This window comes from Spiroplasma endosymbiont of Acasis viretata (assembly GCF_964031275.1).
In the GTDB taxonomy this organism is placed as follows: domain Bacteria; phylum Bacillota_I; class Bacilli_A; order Mycoplasmatales; family VBWQ01; genus Spiroplasma_E; species Spiroplasma_E ixodetis_A.
Genome location: NZ_OZ035019.1, coordinates 1,312,068 through 1,331,413, shown reverse-complemented (window position 1 = coordinate 1,331,413; position 19,346 = coordinate 1,312,068). Strand labels below are relative to the sequence as shown.

23 protein-coding genes are annotated in these 19,346 nt (G+C 25.0%); 9 read left to right on the top strand and 14 right to left on the bottom strand.

Translation table 4 applies throughout. The annotated features are described in order from the left end of the window. Positions 1-297: 297 nt before the first annotated feature. The 13 genes from AAHM96_RS07435 to upp form a co-directional block, all read right to left on the bottom strand. Positions 298-978 carry a DNA alkylation repair protein gene (locus tag AAHM96_RS07435; RefSeq protein ID WP_339043265.1) on the bottom strand — a complete coding sequence of 227 codons (681 nt, stop codon included), beginning with the start codon at positions 976-978 and terminating at the stop codon, positions 298-300. Between the two features lie 28 nt (positions 979-1,006). Beyond that, the gene (locus AAHM96_RS07430) at positions 1,007-1,723 is read right to left on the bottom strand and encodes a hypothetical protein (protein ID WP_342273113.1); all 717 of its coding nucleotides are present in this window, start codon (positions 1,721-1,723) and stop codon (positions 1,007-1,009) included. A gap of 103 nt (positions 1,724-1,826) precedes the next feature. Further along, on the bottom strand, positions 1,827-3,887 hold the full coding sequence (locus AAHM96_RS07425; RefSeq protein WP_342273112.1) for a PTS transporter subunit EIIC: 2,061 nt from the start codon (positions 3,885-3,887) through the stop codon (positions 1,827-1,829). Positions 3,888-4,386: 499 nt separating this feature from the next. Continuing rightward, positions 4,387-4,704, bottom strand: a complete 318-nt coding sequence (locus AAHM96_RS07420) for a F0F1 ATP synthase subunit epsilon (RefSeq protein WP_174480958.1) — start codon at positions 4,702-4,704, stop codon at positions 4,387-4,389. A gap of 14 nt (positions 4,705-4,718) precedes the next feature. After that, complete coding sequence (gene atpD, locus AAHM96_RS07415) at positions 4,719-6,281, bottom strand: F0F1 ATP synthase subunit beta (protein WP_342273111.1); 1,563 nt, start codon at positions 6,279-6,281, stop codon at positions 4,719-4,721. A 17-nt stretch (positions 6,282-6,298) separates the two neighbouring features. After that, a complete protein-coding gene (atpG, locus tag AAHM96_RS07410; RefSeq protein ID WP_342273110.1) occupies positions 6,299-7,150 on the bottom strand; it encodes an ATP synthase F1 subunit gamma in 852 nt (283 codons plus the stop codon). Between the two features lie 28 nt (positions 7,151-7,178). After that, on the bottom strand, positions 7,179-8,762 hold the full coding sequence (atpA, locus tag AAHM96_RS07405; protein WP_342273109.1) for a F0F1 ATP synthase subunit alpha: 1,584 nt from the start codon (positions 8,760-8,762) through the stop codon (positions 7,179-7,181). 11 nt (positions 8,763-8,773) lie between these two features. After that, on the bottom strand, positions 8,774-9,316 hold the full coding sequence (locus AAHM96_RS07400; RefSeq protein WP_342273108.1) for a F0F1 ATP synthase subunit delta: 543 nt from the start codon (positions 9,314-9,316) through the stop codon (positions 8,774-8,776). Between the two features lie 12 nt (positions 9,317-9,328). Continuing rightward, positions 9,329-9,856, bottom strand: coding sequence for a F0F1 ATP synthase subunit B (atpF, locus tag AAHM96_RS07395; protein ID WP_281749184.1), 528 nt, complete (start codon positions 9,854-9,856; stop codon positions 9,329-9,331). A 33-nt stretch (positions 9,857-9,889) separates the two neighbouring features. Further along, positions 9,890-10,162 (bottom strand): ATP synthase F0 subunit C, encoded by a 273-nt coding sequence (gene atpE, locus AAHM96_RS07390; RefSeq protein ID WP_339039313.1) that lies wholly within the window; start codon positions 10,160-10,162, stop codon positions 9,890-9,892. Between the two features lie 47 nt (positions 10,163-10,209). Beyond that, the gene (locus AAHM96_RS07385; RefSeq protein ID WP_342273107.1) at positions 10,210-11,016 is read right to left on the bottom strand and encodes a F0F1 ATP synthase subunit A; all 807 of its coding nucleotides are present in this window, start codon (positions 11,014-11,016) and stop codon (positions 10,210-10,212) included. Next, complete coding sequence (locus tag AAHM96_RS07380; protein ID WP_342273106.1) at positions 11,017-11,415, bottom strand: hypothetical protein; 399 nt, start codon at positions 11,413-11,415, stop codon at positions 11,017-11,019. Between the two features lie 8 nt (positions 11,416-11,423). After that, a complete protein-coding gene (upp, locus tag AAHM96_RS07375; protein WP_342273105.1) occupies positions 11,424-12,068 on the bottom strand; it encodes a uracil phosphoribosyltransferase in 645 nt (214 codons plus the stop codon). Between the two features lie 449 nt (positions 12,069-12,517). On the opposite strand from upp, the gene AAHM96_RS07370 reads away from it, so the two are divergent. After that, positions 12,518-12,643 (top strand): hypothetical protein, encoded by a 126-nt coding sequence (locus AAHM96_RS07370; protein WP_342273104.1) that lies wholly within the window; start codon positions 12,518-12,520, stop codon positions 12,641-12,643. 175 nt (positions 12,644-12,818) lie between these two features. Here the strand turns inward: AAHM96_RS07370 and AAHM96_RS07365 are convergent, their stop codons facing one another. After that, the gene (locus AAHM96_RS07365) at positions 12,819-13,961 is read right to left on the bottom strand and encodes an Mbov_0401 family ICE element transposase-like protein (RefSeq protein WP_342273103.1); all 1,143 of its coding nucleotides are present in this window, start codon (positions 13,959-13,961) and stop codon (positions 12,819-12,821) included. 119 nt (positions 13,962-14,080) lie between these two features. On the opposite strand from AAHM96_RS07365, the gene AAHM96_RS07360 reads away from it, so the two are divergent. The 8 genes from AAHM96_RS07360 (at position 14,081) to AAHM96_RS07325 (ending at position 19,321) form a co-directional block, all read left to right on the top strand. Beyond that, positions 14,081-14,464: a hypothetical protein gene (locus AAHM96_RS07360; RefSeq protein WP_342273102.1), complete on the top strand. Its 384-nt coding sequence runs from the start codon at positions 14,081-14,083 to the stop codon at positions 14,462-14,464. Between the two features lie 137 nt (positions 14,465-14,601). Further along, positions 14,602-15,153 (top strand): hypothetical protein, encoded by a 552-nt coding sequence (locus AAHM96_RS07355; RefSeq protein ID WP_342273101.1) that lies wholly within the window; start codon positions 14,602-14,604, stop codon positions 15,151-15,153. Positions 15,154-15,167: 14 nt separating this feature from the next. Next, entirely contained in the window at positions 15,168-16,487 is a 1,320-nt protein-coding gene (locus AAHM96_RS07350) for a hypothetical protein (RefSeq protein ID WP_342273100.1), read from the top strand. Positions 16,488-16,489: 2 nt separating this feature from the next. Beyond that, on the top strand, positions 16,490-16,777 hold the full coding sequence (locus tag AAHM96_RS07345) for a hypothetical protein (protein WP_342273099.1): 288 nt from the start codon (positions 16,490-16,492) through the stop codon (positions 16,775-16,777). Then, positions 16,740-17,546: a hypothetical protein gene (locus AAHM96_RS07340; RefSeq protein WP_342273098.1), complete on the top strand. Its 807-nt coding sequence runs from the start codon at positions 16,740-16,742 to the stop codon at positions 17,544-17,546. Before AAHM96_RS07345 ends, AAHM96_RS07340 begins: the two co-directional genes overlap by 38 nt. Then, positions 17,546-18,457, top strand: a complete 912-nt coding sequence (locus AAHM96_RS07335) for a hypothetical protein (RefSeq protein ID WP_342273097.1) — start codon at positions 17,546-17,548, stop codon at positions 18,455-18,457. The genes AAHM96_RS07340 and AAHM96_RS07335 overlap by 1 nt, the downstream gene beginning before the upstream one ends. Further along, on the top strand, positions 18,458-18,976 hold the full coding sequence (locus AAHM96_RS07330) for a hypothetical protein (RefSeq protein WP_342273096.1): 519 nt from the start codon (positions 18,458-18,460) through the stop codon (positions 18,974-18,976). It begins immediately after the preceding gene. Between the two features lie 3 nt (positions 18,977-18,979). Then, the gene (locus tag AAHM96_RS07325; protein ID WP_342273095.1) at positions 18,980-19,321 is read left to right on the top strand and encodes a hypothetical protein; all 342 of its coding nucleotides are present in this window, start codon (positions 18,980-18,982) and stop codon (positions 19,319-19,321) included. Positions 19,322-19,346: the final 25 nt, after the last annotated feature.

Below are 19,346 nucleotides of genomic sequence, written 5' to 3'. Positions count from 1 at the left end.
ATTAAAGTAAACTTTAATAAGAATTTTTGACTTATAAAAGTAAGTATTATTATTGACTAATATTTTTCAAGTGTTAAGATTAACATACAATTGCATATTGAAGTCAAAATTATTCTCGTCTAACTTTATAATTTTAAGACAAATTTGAATATTATTGACAACATCGGTACGCTCCCTTATATTTTAATATTTTTCTCTATCTATTAAGTGAATCTTACACTATTTTAAGAATATTATTATAAATATTATTTATAAGCAATTTTATTTTTAATATTAATATAAAACCTTCATTTATTTTTAATGTTCATTAATAACAACAATTATTTTTTTACTAACATTGTTAATTTTAATAAAATCATTAATTTTTTGTGAATTAACTCGTTTAGCATTACGCAATGCTCAACCAATAGAACGTATTAGATAAAAATTTGTTGTTAATAACAATGGCTTAATTAATGCAAATAGTAAATTAAAATCAGTATCTTCTTTAAACATTAATTGTGATTGAATTGCTATTCTTTGAATTCAAAAATTACTATCATTTATTAACTTAAATAAATATTGATCTCTAACACTAATATTATTGTTACTAAATATAAGAACACCAATAATATTATCAAAATAATCAGTAGTATCTCATCAAATATTATGCTTAATTATCGATAAAAGCCAATCTAAGTCATTAAAACTTAAGTTTTTCTTTCATCAAAGATTTAAAAATTCCATTGCTGTATATTGAAATTCACGATTTTTTTGTAAATATAATGTTTCAAATAACTGTTTTTTACTTATTAAAGATAAATTTTTATTTCATTTATCTAAAAATAATCTTACTAATGGTTTTCGTTTACTAGTTAAAATTCCATAAAATTTGAAATTATTAATTAAAAATTTTTCTTGTTTAATTTTAGTATTGATATTAGCATTATTAATAAAAATTGTCGTTAATATTTTTATTTCTTCATTAAATTTTTCCATATATACCTTTCTATCTATATAAAATATTTTATCTTAAAAATATTGAAGGGAAAGTATTCATTAAAATAATCGTTATTATTGCTAAACAACTAAATATGCATAATCTAAGAATATGACGAAAATGTTTTTTATTTAAATAACTAATTGTTTGATTTAAATACATTAAATTTCATTTATTAATTGGCAATTGATAATAATCCAAAATAGCGATTAAAATTGCATGTCGTTTAAATGATTTACATTTTTTATAATATTTAATATGGAATGAAATTTCATTTCAATGCTTGAAACTAAAAATATTATTAAGATCCATTAGTTTCGAAACAATTTCTTCTGGTGTAAAATCAGCATTTGCTGCATAAAAAGATTTGAATTGCTTATTTTGTTTAATTCAATATTTAACCTCATAAATAATCATAAATAATGCAATTACTAATACCATTACCACTGTTAAATCTTTAAATATATTTACCGCATACAATAATTTTCGAAGTTCAAAACTAATTTTTTGATCAGTTTTATCAATAACAGTTAATAATATTGAAAGAATTATTGAAAATATTGATAAAAACAATGCTAATATATCCATAATTCTAATTTTTTGTGTACATTTTAATTTAATATATTTAAATAAATCTTTAACAACAATATTAACATCAATTGTTAATGTTAAATTTTGTATATTTGTTTGTATTTCTTCATACCTAGCTTCTTCTAACTTTTCTTCTTCATCATCAAAAAACATAGTTTTCCCTCCATCCTATATTATAATTTTAACATTATCCGTAACTAAAACTAAAAAAATGAACAACTCAAAAAGTTGCTCATTTTTATATTTTAGTAATAGTTTATTTTGGAGTTCAAGTTTTTAATAAATCATTTTTAATATTACCTACTTGTGGCCCATAAATTACCTGAATAGCTGTACCTTTTTTAAAGATACCAACCGCACCAGTTGATTTTAAAATATTATCATCAATTTTAGTTTCATCAAAAACTGTAACACGCAATCTTGTAGCACAATTGTCTAATAATTTAACATTACTTCGTCCACCAAGACCTTTAAAAATATTTTCTAACATATCATTATTTTTATCTTTATTAGTATCAGGTGTTAATGTTTGTTTCTTTGTCATTTCTGCTTGTAAAGTTTTATGAATAGACTCTGCACCATCAAGATAGGTAATTTCAACTTTATTGGCAATTACTTTAATATTTTTAGTTCCACTTAATCTTAATAAAGCTTTTGAATAAATATTTGCATCTTTTAAAGTTGCAACTAATACTTTATCTTTAGCGTTAACATCAATGATATTTAATGGTCCACCAAGTCCAAGTAATAAATTTTCTACTTTTGTTCTACCTTTTTTTGAAGACTTATCTAAAGAACTTTCAACACTTTGTAAAGCTAAGTTGGTTGCTAATTCTCCTTCTTCACGACCTAAAGTTTTGTAATTTTTTCACTTAATAATGTAATAGAACCCAAAGAAATAAGCAGGTGCCATAATTAATCCAGTAACAAATACTCAATAGAATCCTGTTTCTTTACCAAGAATACTTGGTAATATTCCAAAGAAAGAAAAATCAATAAATCCAGCAGCAAAACCTTGACCAACAACTATATTTAATAAATACGCCATCATAAAACTAATTCCTGCCATAAATGCATGGAAAACAAAACATAATGGTGCTACAAATAAGAATGAAAACAATAATGGTTCTGTAACTCCTGTTAAGAAAGAAGTTAGAGCAGCAGATCCTAAAATACCACCAACCATTTTTTTATTTTCTGGTCGTGCTAACATTCACATAGCAAGTGCTGCAAAGGGATAGCCATATTGCATATATGCAAATCGCCCACTCATAAACATTGTTCCCGGTGTTTGATTCATGTGTCCTACTGCATTAGAAGCAAATTGTCCAAAGAAAATATTGTACGCTCCAACAAAATGATCACCAGATTCATTAATTCAATTTCCACCAATTCCAGTATATCAGAAAGGCGCATATTGAACGTGATGCAATCCTGTTGGTATTAATAAACGCTCAGTAATTCCAAAAAACATTGCAATAAATGCTCCACCAACTGTCGGATGAAAATTATCACCAGTTAACTGTCCATCAGTAAGTTGACCTGTATTCATACCAGCTGCTAAGCCATTACCAATTTCTCTAAAAGCAATTAATAACATTGGTCAAATAAAGAAAAAAGCTAATCCCATTCCTATTCCAACAAAAACAGCTAAAATTGGCACAAAACGTTCACCACCAAAAAAAGCTAATACTCTTGGCATACGAATATTGTATGAATGATTATGAACAATTGATACTAATCAACCAACAAGAATGCCACCTAAAACTGAAGTATCAAAGGTAGGAAATAATCCTAAGACAGAAGAAAATAAACCAGAAGATTTACCACTTTCTGGAGTAATCTTTGCACCTTCACCTAAACCTCATGGATCAAACCCCAACATTCCTGTTTTAGGATTTCAAAAAAACATGCCACTAATAACTGAAGTCATAACAATAAAAGTAATAAATCCAGAAAGAGCAGCTACACCTTTACTAGCTTTTGCAAAACCAAAAGCAATAGAAATAGCAAAAATCAATCCTAAATTAGCAAAAACAACGTTTCCGGCTGATTGCATAATTGAAAAAATATTAATAATAGCAACAAGACTATCATGATTAGGTAATTGCTTTAAAGCACTAGCAACTCCACCACCAATTCCTAACAATAAACCAGCTATTGGTAATGTAGCTATTGGTAAAACAATGGCTCTTGATAAGTTTTGCATTTTACCAAACATTTTGCCACCTAATTTATTGAAAGTTCCTTTAAAAGTAAAAATAGGATTTTTCTTATCCTCAGGAGATGTTTGTTTACTATGAAAAAATTTACTCATTTTCTCAACTCCATTCTATATTGTTCTATACAGATGAGAATTTTATTCTATACAGATAAAAATATTATATACATATAATAGTAAAAACAACAATAAAATAAATAAAAACAATTTTTTTACTACTATAATAGTAATTTCGGAGAAATTTTATAATCTATATAGATATTATTAATAACTACTATAAATTTTAATAGTATATTGTAATTAAAAAAATAGTAAATATTTTAAAACACTTACTATTTTTATTTTTTTAATTTTAAGTATTAATTTAAATTAAATCAAATATCTAAACCAATAAATTTAATAATTAACGTACCAATACAATAAGTAAAAACTAAAGTTGTTAACATATATAAAATTCATGATTCTTTTACTCTTTTATGATCAAGAAATTTATTAAAAGGAATTGCTTTTACAGCAAATCCGCTAGCAATAAAACTAAAAAGATAAATACTTATTTCAATTATTCATTTTATTAAATGTGAATCATGGATATTTATTAACCTCCACTAACCCTTTTAATACGTTCATCAAATACCTTTGTTTCTTGCTCTTTTAAAATTGATGTATATTCAACTTTATCACTAATAATACGAACCATATGTAAATCAGTTACCAAAAGTCCACCAGAAATCGTTAAATTACGAATTTTTTCTTTAATTTTAAATGACATTTTTGATATTTGAATATTAGCAATCAAAGGTGTATGCCATTCAAGAATACCAACATAGCCTTCAGTTGTTTTAACATTAACTCACTGTACTTCTCCATCGAAAAAAATACCATCAGGAGTAATAATTTTAAGATTTAATGCCATACTATCACCTTCAATTATCTCAATTTCTTTGCCTTTTCAATTGCTTGTTCAATAGTTCCTACATATAAAAATGCTTGCTCTGGTAAATCATCACATTCACCATCTAAAATTTGTTTAAAACTATTAACAGTTTGACTAATAGGAATATAAATACCATTTAAACCCGAAAATTTTTCAGCAACATGAAATGGTTGTGAACAAAAATTACGAATTCTTCTTGCTCTAGCTACTATTTTTTTATCTTCTTCACTCAACTCATCCATTCCTAAAATACCAATGATTGGTTCTAATTCAGAAAAACGTTGAATTGTTTCAATAACTCTTTGTGCAACATCATAATGTTCCTGACCAACAATAGCAGGATCTAACATTCTTGATGAAGATTGTAAAGGATGAACAGCAGGATAAAGCCCTAAAGCAGCAATATTACGATCTAAAACAATTTTAGCATCCAAGTGAGTAAATGTTGTCGCAGGAGCTGGATCAGTTAGATCATCGGCTGGTACATATACTGCTTGTACAGATGTAATAGAACCACGTGTTGTTGATACAATACGTTCCTGTAAAGCACCCATTTCTGTCGATAATGTTGGTTGGTATCCTACTGCTGAAGGCATTCTTCCTAATAAGGCCGATACTTCACTACCAGCTTGTGTAAAACGAAATATATTATCAATAAATAATAATACATCTTGCTGTTTTTCATCACGGAAGTATTCAGCAATTGTTAAAGCAGTTAATGCAACACGCATTCTAGCACCTGGTGGTTCTGACATTTGACCAAACACTAAAGCAGTTTTACTAATAACACCTGACTCTTGCATTTCATAATATAAATCATTACCCTCACGTGTTCTTTCGCCAACTCCTGAAAAGACAGAAATACCACCATGTTCTTTAGCTATGTTATTAATTAATTCTTGAATTAAAACTGTTTTACCAACTCCAGCTCCACCCAATAAACCAATTTTTCCACCTTTAGCATAAGGTGCTAATAAATCAATAACTTTAATTCCTGTTTCTAAAACTTCTGATTTTGATTGTAATTCATCAAAACTAGGAGGTGTACGATGAATAGGATATTTTAATTTAGTTTTAAGTTCTTTACCATCATCAATGACTTCACCCAATACATTAAAAAGTCTACCCAAAACTTCTTCACCAACAGGAACACTAATTGGTATTCCTAAATCAACTGCTTCAAGACCACGTAGTAATCCTTCAGTTGGACCCATTGAAATACAACGAACACTATCATCACCAATATGTTTTGCAACTTCAACAATTAATTTTTGACCATTATTATCAATACTAATAGCATTATTTAAATTAGGTAAACTATTATCATTAAAACGAATATCAATAACTGGACCTGAAATTTGAACAATTTTTCCAATATTTCGTTTAGTTGGTAATTGTTTACTAGTTTTAACACTTTCTTTGCTATTAACTACTTTTTTAGTGACTTTTGCTTTTACTTTAGCAATAACTTTAGTATTATCCTTTTTTAAAGAATTTTTATCACTAACTTTTTTTTCTTTAATTGTTATAGGTTTTTTACTAGTTGCATTTTTCATTTTAGTTTACTCCTTTATTATGATGATTGGGCATCAGCGCCACCAATAATTTCTGAAATTTCTTGGGTAATAGCACCTTGACGGGCACGATTATAACTTACTAATAATTTATCTTTCATTTCTTTGGCATTATTTGAAGCATTTTCCATTGCTAATCTTCGTAATGCTTGCTCTGACACTTGTGATTCTACTAATGCACCATAAACAATGGCACCAACATATAAAGGAATAGCACTATTAATAACAGTATTAGCGTCTGGTTCAAAATCGGTTTGAATTAAATTACTTTCTTGATTAGTTTTAATAGAAACAATTGGCAATAAATCAATAATTGTTGGAATTGTTGTTACCGTATTTAAATATTTTGTATATGCAATTTTAATAGCATCAGTTTCTTTATTATTAAACTTAGAAAGTAACAACAAAGATATCTCTTGCGAATCATTATATGATGATTGAATGTTAATTTCAGTATAAGATTGCATAATTTTACAATGATGATTAGTAAAGTATGAAACTCCTTTACTACCAATAACAACTATTTCATCTTGTGGTTTATATTGTTCTAATACTAATCTATTTAAATTATTATTAAAACCACCACATAATCCTAAATTAGAATTAAAAACGACTCATATTGTTTTATTAATAACTTGATCTTTTGTTTTTAAATAAATTGAATTACTTAATTTAGGTATTAGTTGATTGAATGTATCATAAACTTCAGAATAATAAGGTTTAATCATCTCAATTCTTTTACCTACTTTTTTTAATTTAGCTGTTGATACTAGTTGCATTGCTTTAGTAATTTTATAACTAGTATTAACAGATTTAATTTTTTGTCTAATTTGTTCCATGCTTTGAGCCATGATATTTCACCTTACCTTCCTAAATACATTATTTGAATGTTTTAATTAATGTTTCCCATTCTTCAAGACTACCATATATTTTAGGATTATAGTCATTTAGCTTATTGGTCAAATTATAAACAACCTGCATAATGCCTTGACTAATGCTCACTTGTAACTCTTCACTAAACGCTTGATCTTGCTGTAATTTTAAATAACTTTTTCGTTGTTGTTTTTGAAAATAAGTTATTACTTCCTTTTTAAAAGAATCCATTATTTCTACTGGTAATCATTTAATTGCCTTATTTTTAATTGCTAATAAAATAATTGCTTGATCAATTTGATTTAATGGTTCATTTTGTTTTTGTTTTAAAATTTCAATGGCACGTTTACCATGTTCAATAACAGCTTTAGTATTTTCATCTAAATCAGAACCAAATTGTGAAAAAGCTTGTAATTCACGAAATTGTGCTAATTCTAATTTTAATGTTCCACCTACTTGTTTTATTGCTTTAATTTGTGCTGATGAACCTACCCGTGAAACTGATAAACCCACATCAACTGCTGGACGAATTCCGGCATTAAATAATTCTGACATTAAAAAAATTTGACCATCAGTAATTGAAATAACATTAGTAGGAATATATGCAGAAATATCACCGGCTTGTGTTTCAATAATAGGTAAGGCAGTAATACTCCCACCACCATGTTTTTCATTTAATTTAGCTGCACGTTCTAATAAACGTGAATGAAGATAAAAAACATCTCCTGGATAAGCTTCTCTTCCTGGTGGTCGTCTTAATAATAAAGAAATAGCACGATAGGCCACTGCATGTTTACTCAAATCATCATAAACAATTAAGACATCTTTACCTTCTTCCATTCATTCTTCGGCAATAGTTACTCCTGTATAAGGAGCAATATATTGCAAAGGAGCAACTTCACTAGCAGTAGCAGTAACAATAGTTGTATACTCCATTGCCCCTAATTGTGTTAATTTATCAACAATTTGAGCAACAGTTGAGGCCTTTTGACCAATAGCAACATAAACACAAAAAACATTTTTACCCTTTTGATTAATAATAGTATCAATAGCAATCGTTGTTTTTCCAGTTTGACGATCACCAATTATTAACTCTCTTTGACCTTTGCCAATCGGAATCATTGCATCAATTGATAATAATCCTGTTGCTAAAGGTTCTGATACAGATTTTCTAGTCATCACACCCAGCGCTATTCTTTCAATCGGTCTAGTTTTCGTAGTTTTAATTGGACCTTTACCATCAATCTTTTGCCCTAGTGCATTAACAACTCTTCCTAAAAGCATATTACCAACTGGTGTTTCAACAACATTACCTGTTCTACTAACAATATCTCCTTCTTTGATACCCGTGTCATCCCCCATTAAAGTAACACCAACAGCAGTTTCTTCTAAACTCAAAACCATACCATAAATATTACTTTTAGGAAAAAATACTAATTCACCATTAACAGCCTTATCTAAACCATGAATTATTGCAATTCCATCACCGACAGTAACAACAATGCCTTCCTCATTAGCACTAATTTTTTTACCATAATTTTTAATTTGGCTTTTTATAATTTCTGAAATTTGATTAACGTTTAAGGACATTTGTTTTACCTCTATTCATGACTTAATAATTCTTGTTTTAATTGATCAATTTGACCTTTAACTGAACCATCAAAAACTTGATTCCGTACTTTAACTTTAATACCGCCAATTAATGATTTATCAATCTTGTTAACGACTTTAATCTTATGTTTAATGACTTTCTCAATTTTCAATTTTATTTGATTTATTTGTTGGTTTGAAAGTTCTATCACTGAATAAATAATGCCATAGTTTACATCTTGATATTCATTACATAATTTGCGAAATTCTTTTAAAATGAAACGAACACACTGGAAATGATGTTCATCAATCAACAAAAAGAAAAAATTTAACATATATGGTTCAATATGATTTTTAAAAGTTTCACTAATAATTTGTTTACGTGTTTCAATAGTTAAATTACTACTACTAGTAATATCAATAAATTCTGGATAAGTAGTAAAAATATCAATTAATTTATTACTTTCTTCAACAAATTGAGTAATTTTTTTTATTTCTCTTGCTAATTGAAAAAGACCATTACTTCATTGATTAGCTAATCCTTCATCTATCATTTAACTTCACCACTATTCCAAATTCTTAATAAAATCAGTAATTAATTGTTCATGTTTTTTAGCATTCATTTCAGCACCAATAATTTTTTTAGCTGCTTCTAATGCTACTACTTTGATTTCTTCGTTAATCTTTGCTTCTGCCTCTTTACGAGCACGAACTAAATCACGATTTGATTGATTAGTAATACGCATACTCTCTTCTTGCGCTTTATCAATAATTTGTTTACGCTTATTGTAACCATCATTTTGTGCATTAGCAATAATTTCCTGAGCTTCAATTTTAGCAGCTTTTAATATTTGACTAGCTTCACCACGATCTTGATTAGCTAATGATTGCTTGCAAGCAGCATCATCAAGTTTTTCTTTAATTACTAAATGTCGCGAATGTAAAGCCTTACGAAACGGAGCATAAACTCATCTTCAAAGTACCATTAATAAAATTAATGTTGCAAAAATATGAGCAATAAAAACAGGAAGATTGGGAAATAATTGATTAACAATATCATCACCTGATACTAAATCATTGAAATTAAAATTCATAAAATCACCTACTTTTTAATATTTTTTAATACCTTATGCTACAAATATTAAAATTAGAGAAACAACTAAACCATAAATAGCACCTGATTCGGCAATAGCTGCACCAATAACAAATTGTGTTCTAATTTTAGATTCTACTTCAGGATTACGAGCAACCGCTTCAACAGCTTTACCAGCAGCAAAACCTTGACCAATTCCACTTCCTGCACAAGAAATAGTTGAAATTCCAGCTCCAACAAACTTTAAATTCATCAATCCATTAGGATCAGCTGCTAAATGATTAAAAAAATGAAAGACATGTGTCATTACTGTTGTTAATAATTCCATAATAAATAAATTCTCCTTTTTGTATTTTATTTTTTTTCCATAATTGAACGTTCGGTATAAATTTCTTCTTCATGATTTATTGCTTGTTGTTTACGAAGTTTTTTTGGTAATTTAATAGTAAGTTCTCCCTTATGAGAACTTCCTTCTTCCATTTGTAATTTCCAATAAACAAGAGTTAAGGTGCCAAAAATTAAGGCTTGAATGCTTCCAGCAAATAAATCAAAATAAATATGTAAGAATGGTCCAATTACACCAATTAATAAATTCATCTGACCAATAATTGGGATATTACTTCAAATATTAGCAGTCACCCCATAAAGCATTGCCAAAATAATACTTCCACCTAAAATATTACCAAATAAACGAAAAGATAAAGAAATCAAAGGTGCAAATTGAGTAATTAATTCTAGAGGGTTAATAATAAATTTTTTAAAAAATAAAAGTTTCTGAAATTTAATAGCAATATAATATATTCCAATAAAAGTAACTAATGCCATTGATAAAGTAACCGTATACATTGATGACTGTGGTTCAAGACCAATAATCGATAATCAATTACCAATTAAAATATAACCAATTACATATAACAAATAAACTGTCAGGTTTTTATACTTTACACCAAGAACATCAACAACAATTTTTTCAACTGATTTAATTATTAATTCAACAACTAAAACAATACCTCTTGGATCTTCATCAGGCTTCATTCGTTTTACTTTATAATAATAAATATAAGTAATAACACTGATAAAGACTGTTGTTATCAAAATTGTTACCAATTGTGGCATAATTTGTAAATAATTCCAACTTTCCAATCCAGCTAAAGTTTCCATTTAAATTCCTTCTTTTAAGTTATTTTTTTGATATACACATAACGTTGCAGTAATAGTAGCAACCATTAATATTGACATTCCGGCAATTATAGTAAAAATATTAGCAAAATTAAAGAAAATATTCAAAACTATAATTGAACCATAAATTAACATTCTTAATAAGAATCCAAAATATGATAAGGTTTGTTTTTGTATTCCACTGGTTAATCATTTTGACGATAAATATAAAAAGCATAACCCAATCATACTTCCTATAAAACCAATATTAAATCCAGTAATTAATAACCAATGGTTTGTATTAATTATAACAGTTATAATTAATCCTACATTAATTAATAATCAATAGCATAACATTGTAAAAAGTATTGAAAGAAAAAGGTTATTTCTAATTTTTTCCATTAAAATATTTATTTAGTTCCAAAAATTCGATCACCAGCATCACCCAATCCAGGTACAATATAACCATCATCATTTAATTCTTTATCCAACGCTGCTAAAAAAATCTTAACATCAGGATGATTATGATTAATTTTCTTAATAGCTACTGGTGCTCCTACAATGGAAACTAAAGTAATGTTTTTAAAACCTACTTTTTTTAATTCTTTAATAGCAGCATCAGCAGTACCACCAGTAGCAAGCATTGGATCTAAGATAAATACTAATGCATCACTTATATTTTTAATATTTTTGGGATATTTAAAAAAATATTTTTGTGGTTTTAAAGTTTCTTCATCACGATAAAGACCAACATGACTAATAATTGCATTAGGTACTACATACTCAAATCCATTTGTCATCCCTAATCCTGCTCTTAAAATCGGACAAAGAATGATTGTCTTGGTTAATGTTTTACCAATAACTTTAGTAATGGGTGTTTCAACTTCAATTTCATCAAGAGGAATATCTTTAAATACTTCATAAGCCATTAACGTTGCAATTTCGCTTAAATTCTCTTTGAAATCTTTTTTTTGGGTTAAGTGATTTCTAATTCTTGTTAATTTATCTTGTATTAAACGATGATTAACAATAAACAGATTTTTACTACTTTCCACTAAAAACACTCCTTTATCTTTAATGCGTATATTTTCAATAATTTAAAATATATACTAATATGAAATTTTACGCCTTTTAATTTATAAATCAATAAAATAACAATAAAAATAACGAAAAAAGATAAAAGATTTATTCAAAAATTATTTTTTTAATTGTTAATAACATTCTTATAGTTCAAAATTAACTAAATAAAAATATAATTTATAAATTTTATTTTAATAACTTTGTTTTTATTTTAAAAAAATTATAATCTAAAATATAAATTTAATAAATTTCTTTTATTGATATAGAAAATTATATATTTGAAATAAACTATTAATAGTAATTTTTGTCTTATTTTTATCAAAAAAAATCTTATGTTAAAATTAAAATATAAAACTTCATACAAGTTTTTAAACTATTATTTTAATTTTAAAATAAATAGTTTTTTATTTTGAAAGGAGAAAAAATGAAAAAAATTCAAAAATACTTTACATATACAGGGGGAATATTAGGTGGTAGTACAGCATTAGGTGGTATAAGTTATTTTTATTATGATTTAATTTCAAAAAATAAGGAAGCTTTGGGTGAGTAAAGTTAATAGTTATAATTTAATTTTCTTTAAATAAAAGACAAAATAAATTATTAATTGTTGGTTAAATTATATACCTTTTTATGAATATAATCAAGTGTTTTAGATTATTATTTTACAATTATAAACAACAAAAATTCCTAACTATTTAGGTTTAGATTTATTAAGTTTTAAAAAATTAAAGTAAAAGTTTTAACTTATTAATTCTTGCTGAATTAATTATAAGCATATTATCAAGTACTTTATCATTAAAAATTTTAGCACCATATCCTTTTAAAGATTTAACTAAATGTGATACATCACTTTCAGCACAAACTCCTTGATTTCAATTTTCTTTTTGATTTATAACACCATCTTTATTATTTTTAAAATATTTATATATTTGTTCATCAACTTTATTTTCTTTTAAAAAATCTAATAATTGATAATATTCACCATTAACAAATAAATCATATGCATTTGTTAATTTTTTATTATCTACTTTTCTATTAATAATAAATCCTTTTTTAAGTGCTTTAAATGCATGATGTCTATCAATTACATAAGGAATATTTTCTTTTTTAGCAGTAGTTTTAATTCAAGGTGCACCATCACCAATAAATACTAAACTACTTTTACTATAAATAAATTGTAAATCAAGAAATTCATAAATTTTATCAATTAATTCTTGTTTTTTAATTCTTTGACCATTTTTAGTTTTCATATAAGTAATTTTTTTATCTTTTAAAACGTTTCTACTTTTAGTAGATTTTTCTAAATCTTTACCTTTATTTGCACTAATTGTACGAATACGATTTTTTTGTTTTTTATTATTAAATAATGAAGATATAAAACAATCATCCATATTTATAAATAATTTTTCAGTTGGTAATACTACTTTCTTTTCCTTTATTTCTTCAATATTTATTACTGAATTTTTCATTACATTAGTCATATATGTTTTAGAAAAATTACTATTTTTTATTATATCTTGTACATCAGATTGTCTTTTACCATTACCTGAATTTTTTATTATTGTATGTTCTAAACTTGTAAGTGTTCTTTTTCTTTTTTTAATTTTTATATAATCATCTAAAGGATAATAATATTTATTAGTTTCTAATATTAAATAACATCTACGATAAAAATCATTTACTTTACCATATTGAGTATTTGGACTTCTAGGAGCGGTTTTAACATATTTATGTTTACTTTTATCATATATATTTTTATGTCAAAAATCATCATATGCTTTTAATAGATTTGTAAAATAATTTAAACCATTATTAATAATTTGATTATCAAGTTCATCATAATTAAGTTCATCACTAAGAAAATTCATAATATTAATCCCCTTCTTAATTTATGATTTGATTATAGTTTTATTAAAAATAAAATGTTGTAATTTAATAATTTTGAAAATGTTATAATTACTATATAAGTTTTAAATAAGGTGATAATATGCCAGCAAAAAGAAAAGAATTAGGAAATTATAAAGAAAAGATCAATGATTATTTTAGAGACAATAAAAATGTACCAACCAGAATGACAAAAACTGGTTTGAATTTAGCATTGGGAATTGATAGAAAATATATATTTGATTGCCGACGCTACCAGACAAAATGACAACAAAATTTCCTAAAAGATTATGATAAAGCATGTCAAAAAATTGCTAATTATTTATTACGAAGTACTATGAAAGACCCAAAATATCAATGAGAATATTTAAGAAAATGTCATCCAGAAGAATTTGATGATTTACAAAATAATTTAGAAGAACATAACTCAAAAAGTAATATAATTATCAATATTTCTGAACCTAGAAAAATAGAAAATAATGATTAGAAACCTATAATAAATATAGGTTTTTTCTTTATTTTAAAGGGAAAAAATGATATAATTTAATAAAGCGATTATGTTATTTATTAACATAAGTTACAAGGGATTATCAAAAAAGCGATTATTAACAAGGGAGTATTTTTATGTCTAATTTTGAAGTTAAAGAAAAAAAAGAAACTTATACTTTTGAAGAATTACAAGAAACTTTAAAACAACAAAGAAATGTTGTTTATGCTCAAGCAAAAGATGAATTTCTTAAAAAAGAATTAGAACCAAAAATAAATGAATATCAAACAAAAATAAAAGAATATGAAAATAAAATTAATAGTTTTGAAGAGCAACAATTATTTTCAAATATTAAAGATACTAAAAAAGTAAATTTAATTAAAAATTTAATGAGTACTGATAATTATAAATCTTTATCTAAACAAGAAGCATTTAATAAAATAAATGAAGATTATAAAGATTTTTTAATTGATAAAACAGAACCTATTAAACAAGAAAATAAACAACAAGATAATTCAATTAATCCTACTGATTTAATTTTACAATTACATAATAATTCATTAGACCATTTTAAAATTGCTCAAGATTTAAAAAATAAAGCAAAAACAGAAGGAATGACTAATAAAAAAGAATTAGAAGATTTAGTTGAAATTACTAGAAATGAAGCTTTTCAATCTATTAGTAAATAGAAAGAAGTTTTATTATGGGAGCAATAAAAATACCTGAAGCATTTTTTATTAAAGGTAATAATCCTACAGAAAATGCTATTTTAAGTGTACTTGAAGCACAAGTACGTGGTGAATTAACAAGTGAAAAATCAACAATGTTTATGCGTGGAACTTGTAGTGCTGCTCAAATTGGTGAAATGGCTGGAGTTGGTATTGCAATATATCGTGCAACAGTTCGTGTATTATGAGGTTCAACATGAGATTGAAAACAAGGTACTAAAAGACAAAAAGGTGATGTATATACAACTAAATTAGAAATTAATAAATATTTAACAATTGATTTTGAAATTCCAGAATTTGATATTGAAAGATTTATGAAAGCACCAAAAGATATTGCAGTACAAATTGTTTCAAATTGAACAGCTTCATTTATGAGAAATTTAGGAGAAAATTTAGAATTAATATTTTTAAATGGTATTCAAGATTATGCTATTGCTAAATCATTAGTATTACCTTTAGATTTAATTAATATGAATGCAGAACAAGCAAAAGAAGCTTATTATAAAATTTGAGCAAGAAATAATAAATTAATTAAATTAGTAAATTATATTACTGTAGGAACTAATAGAGAAGATTTAATGGGAGCAACTGGTATTGATAGTAATTTAGGATTATCAAAAGCATTTACTGTTTTAAATTATAGTCAAATTTCAGCAGATACATTAGCATATGGTAGAAGATATACAAGTTTAATTGCTGGTATGGAATTTTGAGAAAGTTTTTATTTAGAACAAGAATTTATTCATGATACTGAAAAAGCAATGCATTTAGAAAAAGATTATAGTTTAAAAAATACACATGGTTTTGTAGTTAATAGATATATGTGAGGTATGCCTATTTCATTTACTAAAATAAGACAAAAATTAGATAATGATACAGATAATATTAAAATTATTGGTAAATGTTTATTTGCATTACCTAGTGCTATTAGACCAAATTTAATGTATTTAATTAGACCAACTATGCCTACAGTTGAAGAAATAAAAGAAGCAAGAAAAAAAGATTTTTTAACTAATCCTAAAAATGAAAATGCAACTTATCAATCAACTTTATATGATGATATAAATAAATTAAATTTAGAAGATGTTATTTATTATAGAAATTTAGGAAAAATTACTATGGCTGGTGATAAACCTACTAATGATGAATTAGATACTGCAATAGTTAAAGTTGGTAATAATGGATTTGAAGCAACTAAAGCAGTATATAGTAATATAACTGATACAAGTGCTACTATGACTGGTGATAATAAAGATTATTATGGAACAGTAAAATTAGAATTTACTAAAAAATAATTATGGAATATATTTATAAATATTTTGATGAAAAAGCACATATTACTATTTATTCAGCCAAACCAGAGGATTTAACTACATCTAATGATATAAGAGCAATTTTATTAGATGAATATCCTAAATTAAGAAATGATTATTTTATAGTAAGTAATGTACATGATAATTTTGCTATATGTGTTGGAGATAATATAAATTGTCAAGGAACAGTTAGAATTCAAGTTAAAAAACAAACTAATTTATTAAAAGGAGTTAATGAAAATGCCAATTTCTGAGAATATACAATCAAATAACTATACATTAACTAAATTAATAAGAACTGGAATTAGTCCAATTTCAGCAATGATTGGAACTAGTGCTTATTATGGTCAATTAATAGGTAATCCAATATTAGGTTCAATTAATAGTTTATTATTTGGTAAAAAATTAGGTTTAGATATTTGAAATTTAAATCAAAGACCAACTACTAAAACTAAATTAATTAATAGTAGTAAAAAAATATTATTAGGTTTAGGAACAATTGGTTTAGCAAATTATAGTAAATTTACTAACTCTTCTATTAATCCAAATCCAACAGAAAATCCAATAACTACTACAACACCAATTAATCCATTTCCAGATGATTTATTATTTAGTAATAATAGCACTGATAATCATTTAATGGATTGAGATACATATATTAGTTTAAATGCTTATGGTATTTCAAATCTTATTAGTGGATTAACTGAATTAATCCCAAATAGATTTGAAAATATACGTAAAATAGCAAATATGGCTAATGGTGGATGTTTAATATCAAGTGGTGTAGCAATGGGTATTAATAATGATTTTAATAATGCTTATGCAGTACCTACCATTGTTGCTGGTGGAAGTGAAATTATCCATAATTTACTACCTATGGAAACTACAAATCATATTGAAGAAATGCAAGAAACACCATTTACAAATGAAACTGCAAGATTAATAAATGATAATAGAAGTACTTATGGTAGTGATAACATGAGTGAAGTTTCACTAAATAATTCTTCATTAAATTGAGATTATAATCACATGAGTTTATAATGTTACCTTTAATTATTGAATGAATTTATTATGCTTTAGCAAGTAATGATATTAAATTAGCATTAATTAATGCTTTAAAAACTTATTATAAAAATCAATCATTAAAAGCAGTATTTGATAGTGAAAATATTAGTGAAAAAGAAATACATCAACCATATAGTATTTTTAATCCAAATATACTTAAAAAATTAATAAGTGTATTAAAACCAACTGAATTATCATTATTACAAAATGAAATTAATAAATTTAAAAATCAAATAAATAGTATTAAAAAATTAATTATACCAACAGAAATTAGAACAGTTAAAAATTATGTAAATAAATTTGATAATTTATTTAAAGAAAATGAAGAAGAAATCCCAAATAATGCATGAGAAGTATTATCAAGTTCATGATTTAAAAAAGGAAGATTTATTGTTGATAATAAAAATTTAAAAATTGGAACTTTAACAACATTATTTCAAAGTGATAATGATAAAAGACAAATATGATATGGTCCATATACTTATCCAACATTTCCACAAGAAATATGAATATTAATGACACAAGCAAAAGGTAAAAATGGTTCTGGTGCTGGAACTATATTTTGAAAATTTTGAAATAGAAAATGATTACCAAGTCAATTAAGAAAATATGTTAAAAGTGAATTAGCAAAAAAAGGTAAATATTATGGTTCACAAGATACCAAAGTAATTTATCCAAATAATATTAATGTACAAAAAACTATGCATTTTATTAATAGATTAGAAAAAGGTTTTTTTAAATTAAAAGAATATAAAACTTTATCTAAAAATGAAATTGGAAGTACACAATGAAGATATGAAAGAAAACAATTATTAAAAAATTCTTTACGTACAAATAAATATATAAAAATTAAAAGAAATTCTAATTTTTATAAAACATGAAAGTAGGTGGTAATTATTATTCAATTAGATAAACCAATTAAACCAATTGGTATATGAAATACTATTAATCCATTAAGTAAAGATAATAAAGAATATAAAAGATTAAATAAGATTTGATTTAATAAAAATAGTACTCATATTGATAAAATAAAAATTTTAATATCAAATATTTTAAAAATAACAAGTCATATTATAGGTATGTTTATAACATTATTTTTTACAATAACACCTTGATTAATACCTAAAATACCAATAGAAATGGGAATAGGTAATTATACTAATCAATATAATTTTACTTGACCTGACCATTTAATATTAACTTTATTTCCTATGTTTGGTCATATTGGATTAAATTTAATAACTAAATTAGGTAATTATGGAAAATTAATTAAATATGCATTGATAACAATACCAATTATTATTACAAGTCCTTATTTAATATATCAATATAAAGAAATTAGAAAACATAAAAAAGAATGTCATTTATGTAAACAACATTCAAATAAAATACAATTGGAGGAATAAAAAATGAATTTATCTACAACAGTAATATCAGCATTATTAAGTGGAGCAGTTGCTAGTGGAGTAATAGTTACTATTGTTTTACTTTTATTATCAAAATTTATTAAAAAATCAAAACAATCAAATTTAGCAAAAGAATTAAAAAATAATAAAGAATTAGAATTTATTAAAGCAAATATTAAACAAATAAATTCTCAATTACAATTAGAAACTACATCAACTGCTAAATTACTTGATAGTTTTAATGTAGAACAAGAACAAATAGATAATTTTGTAATAGCACAAAAATCTAAAAAGAAAGAATTATCTGAAAAAGATAAAAAGAAAGTAACTAAATTTAAAATTTAAAGGGTTTAAATACCCTTTATTTTAC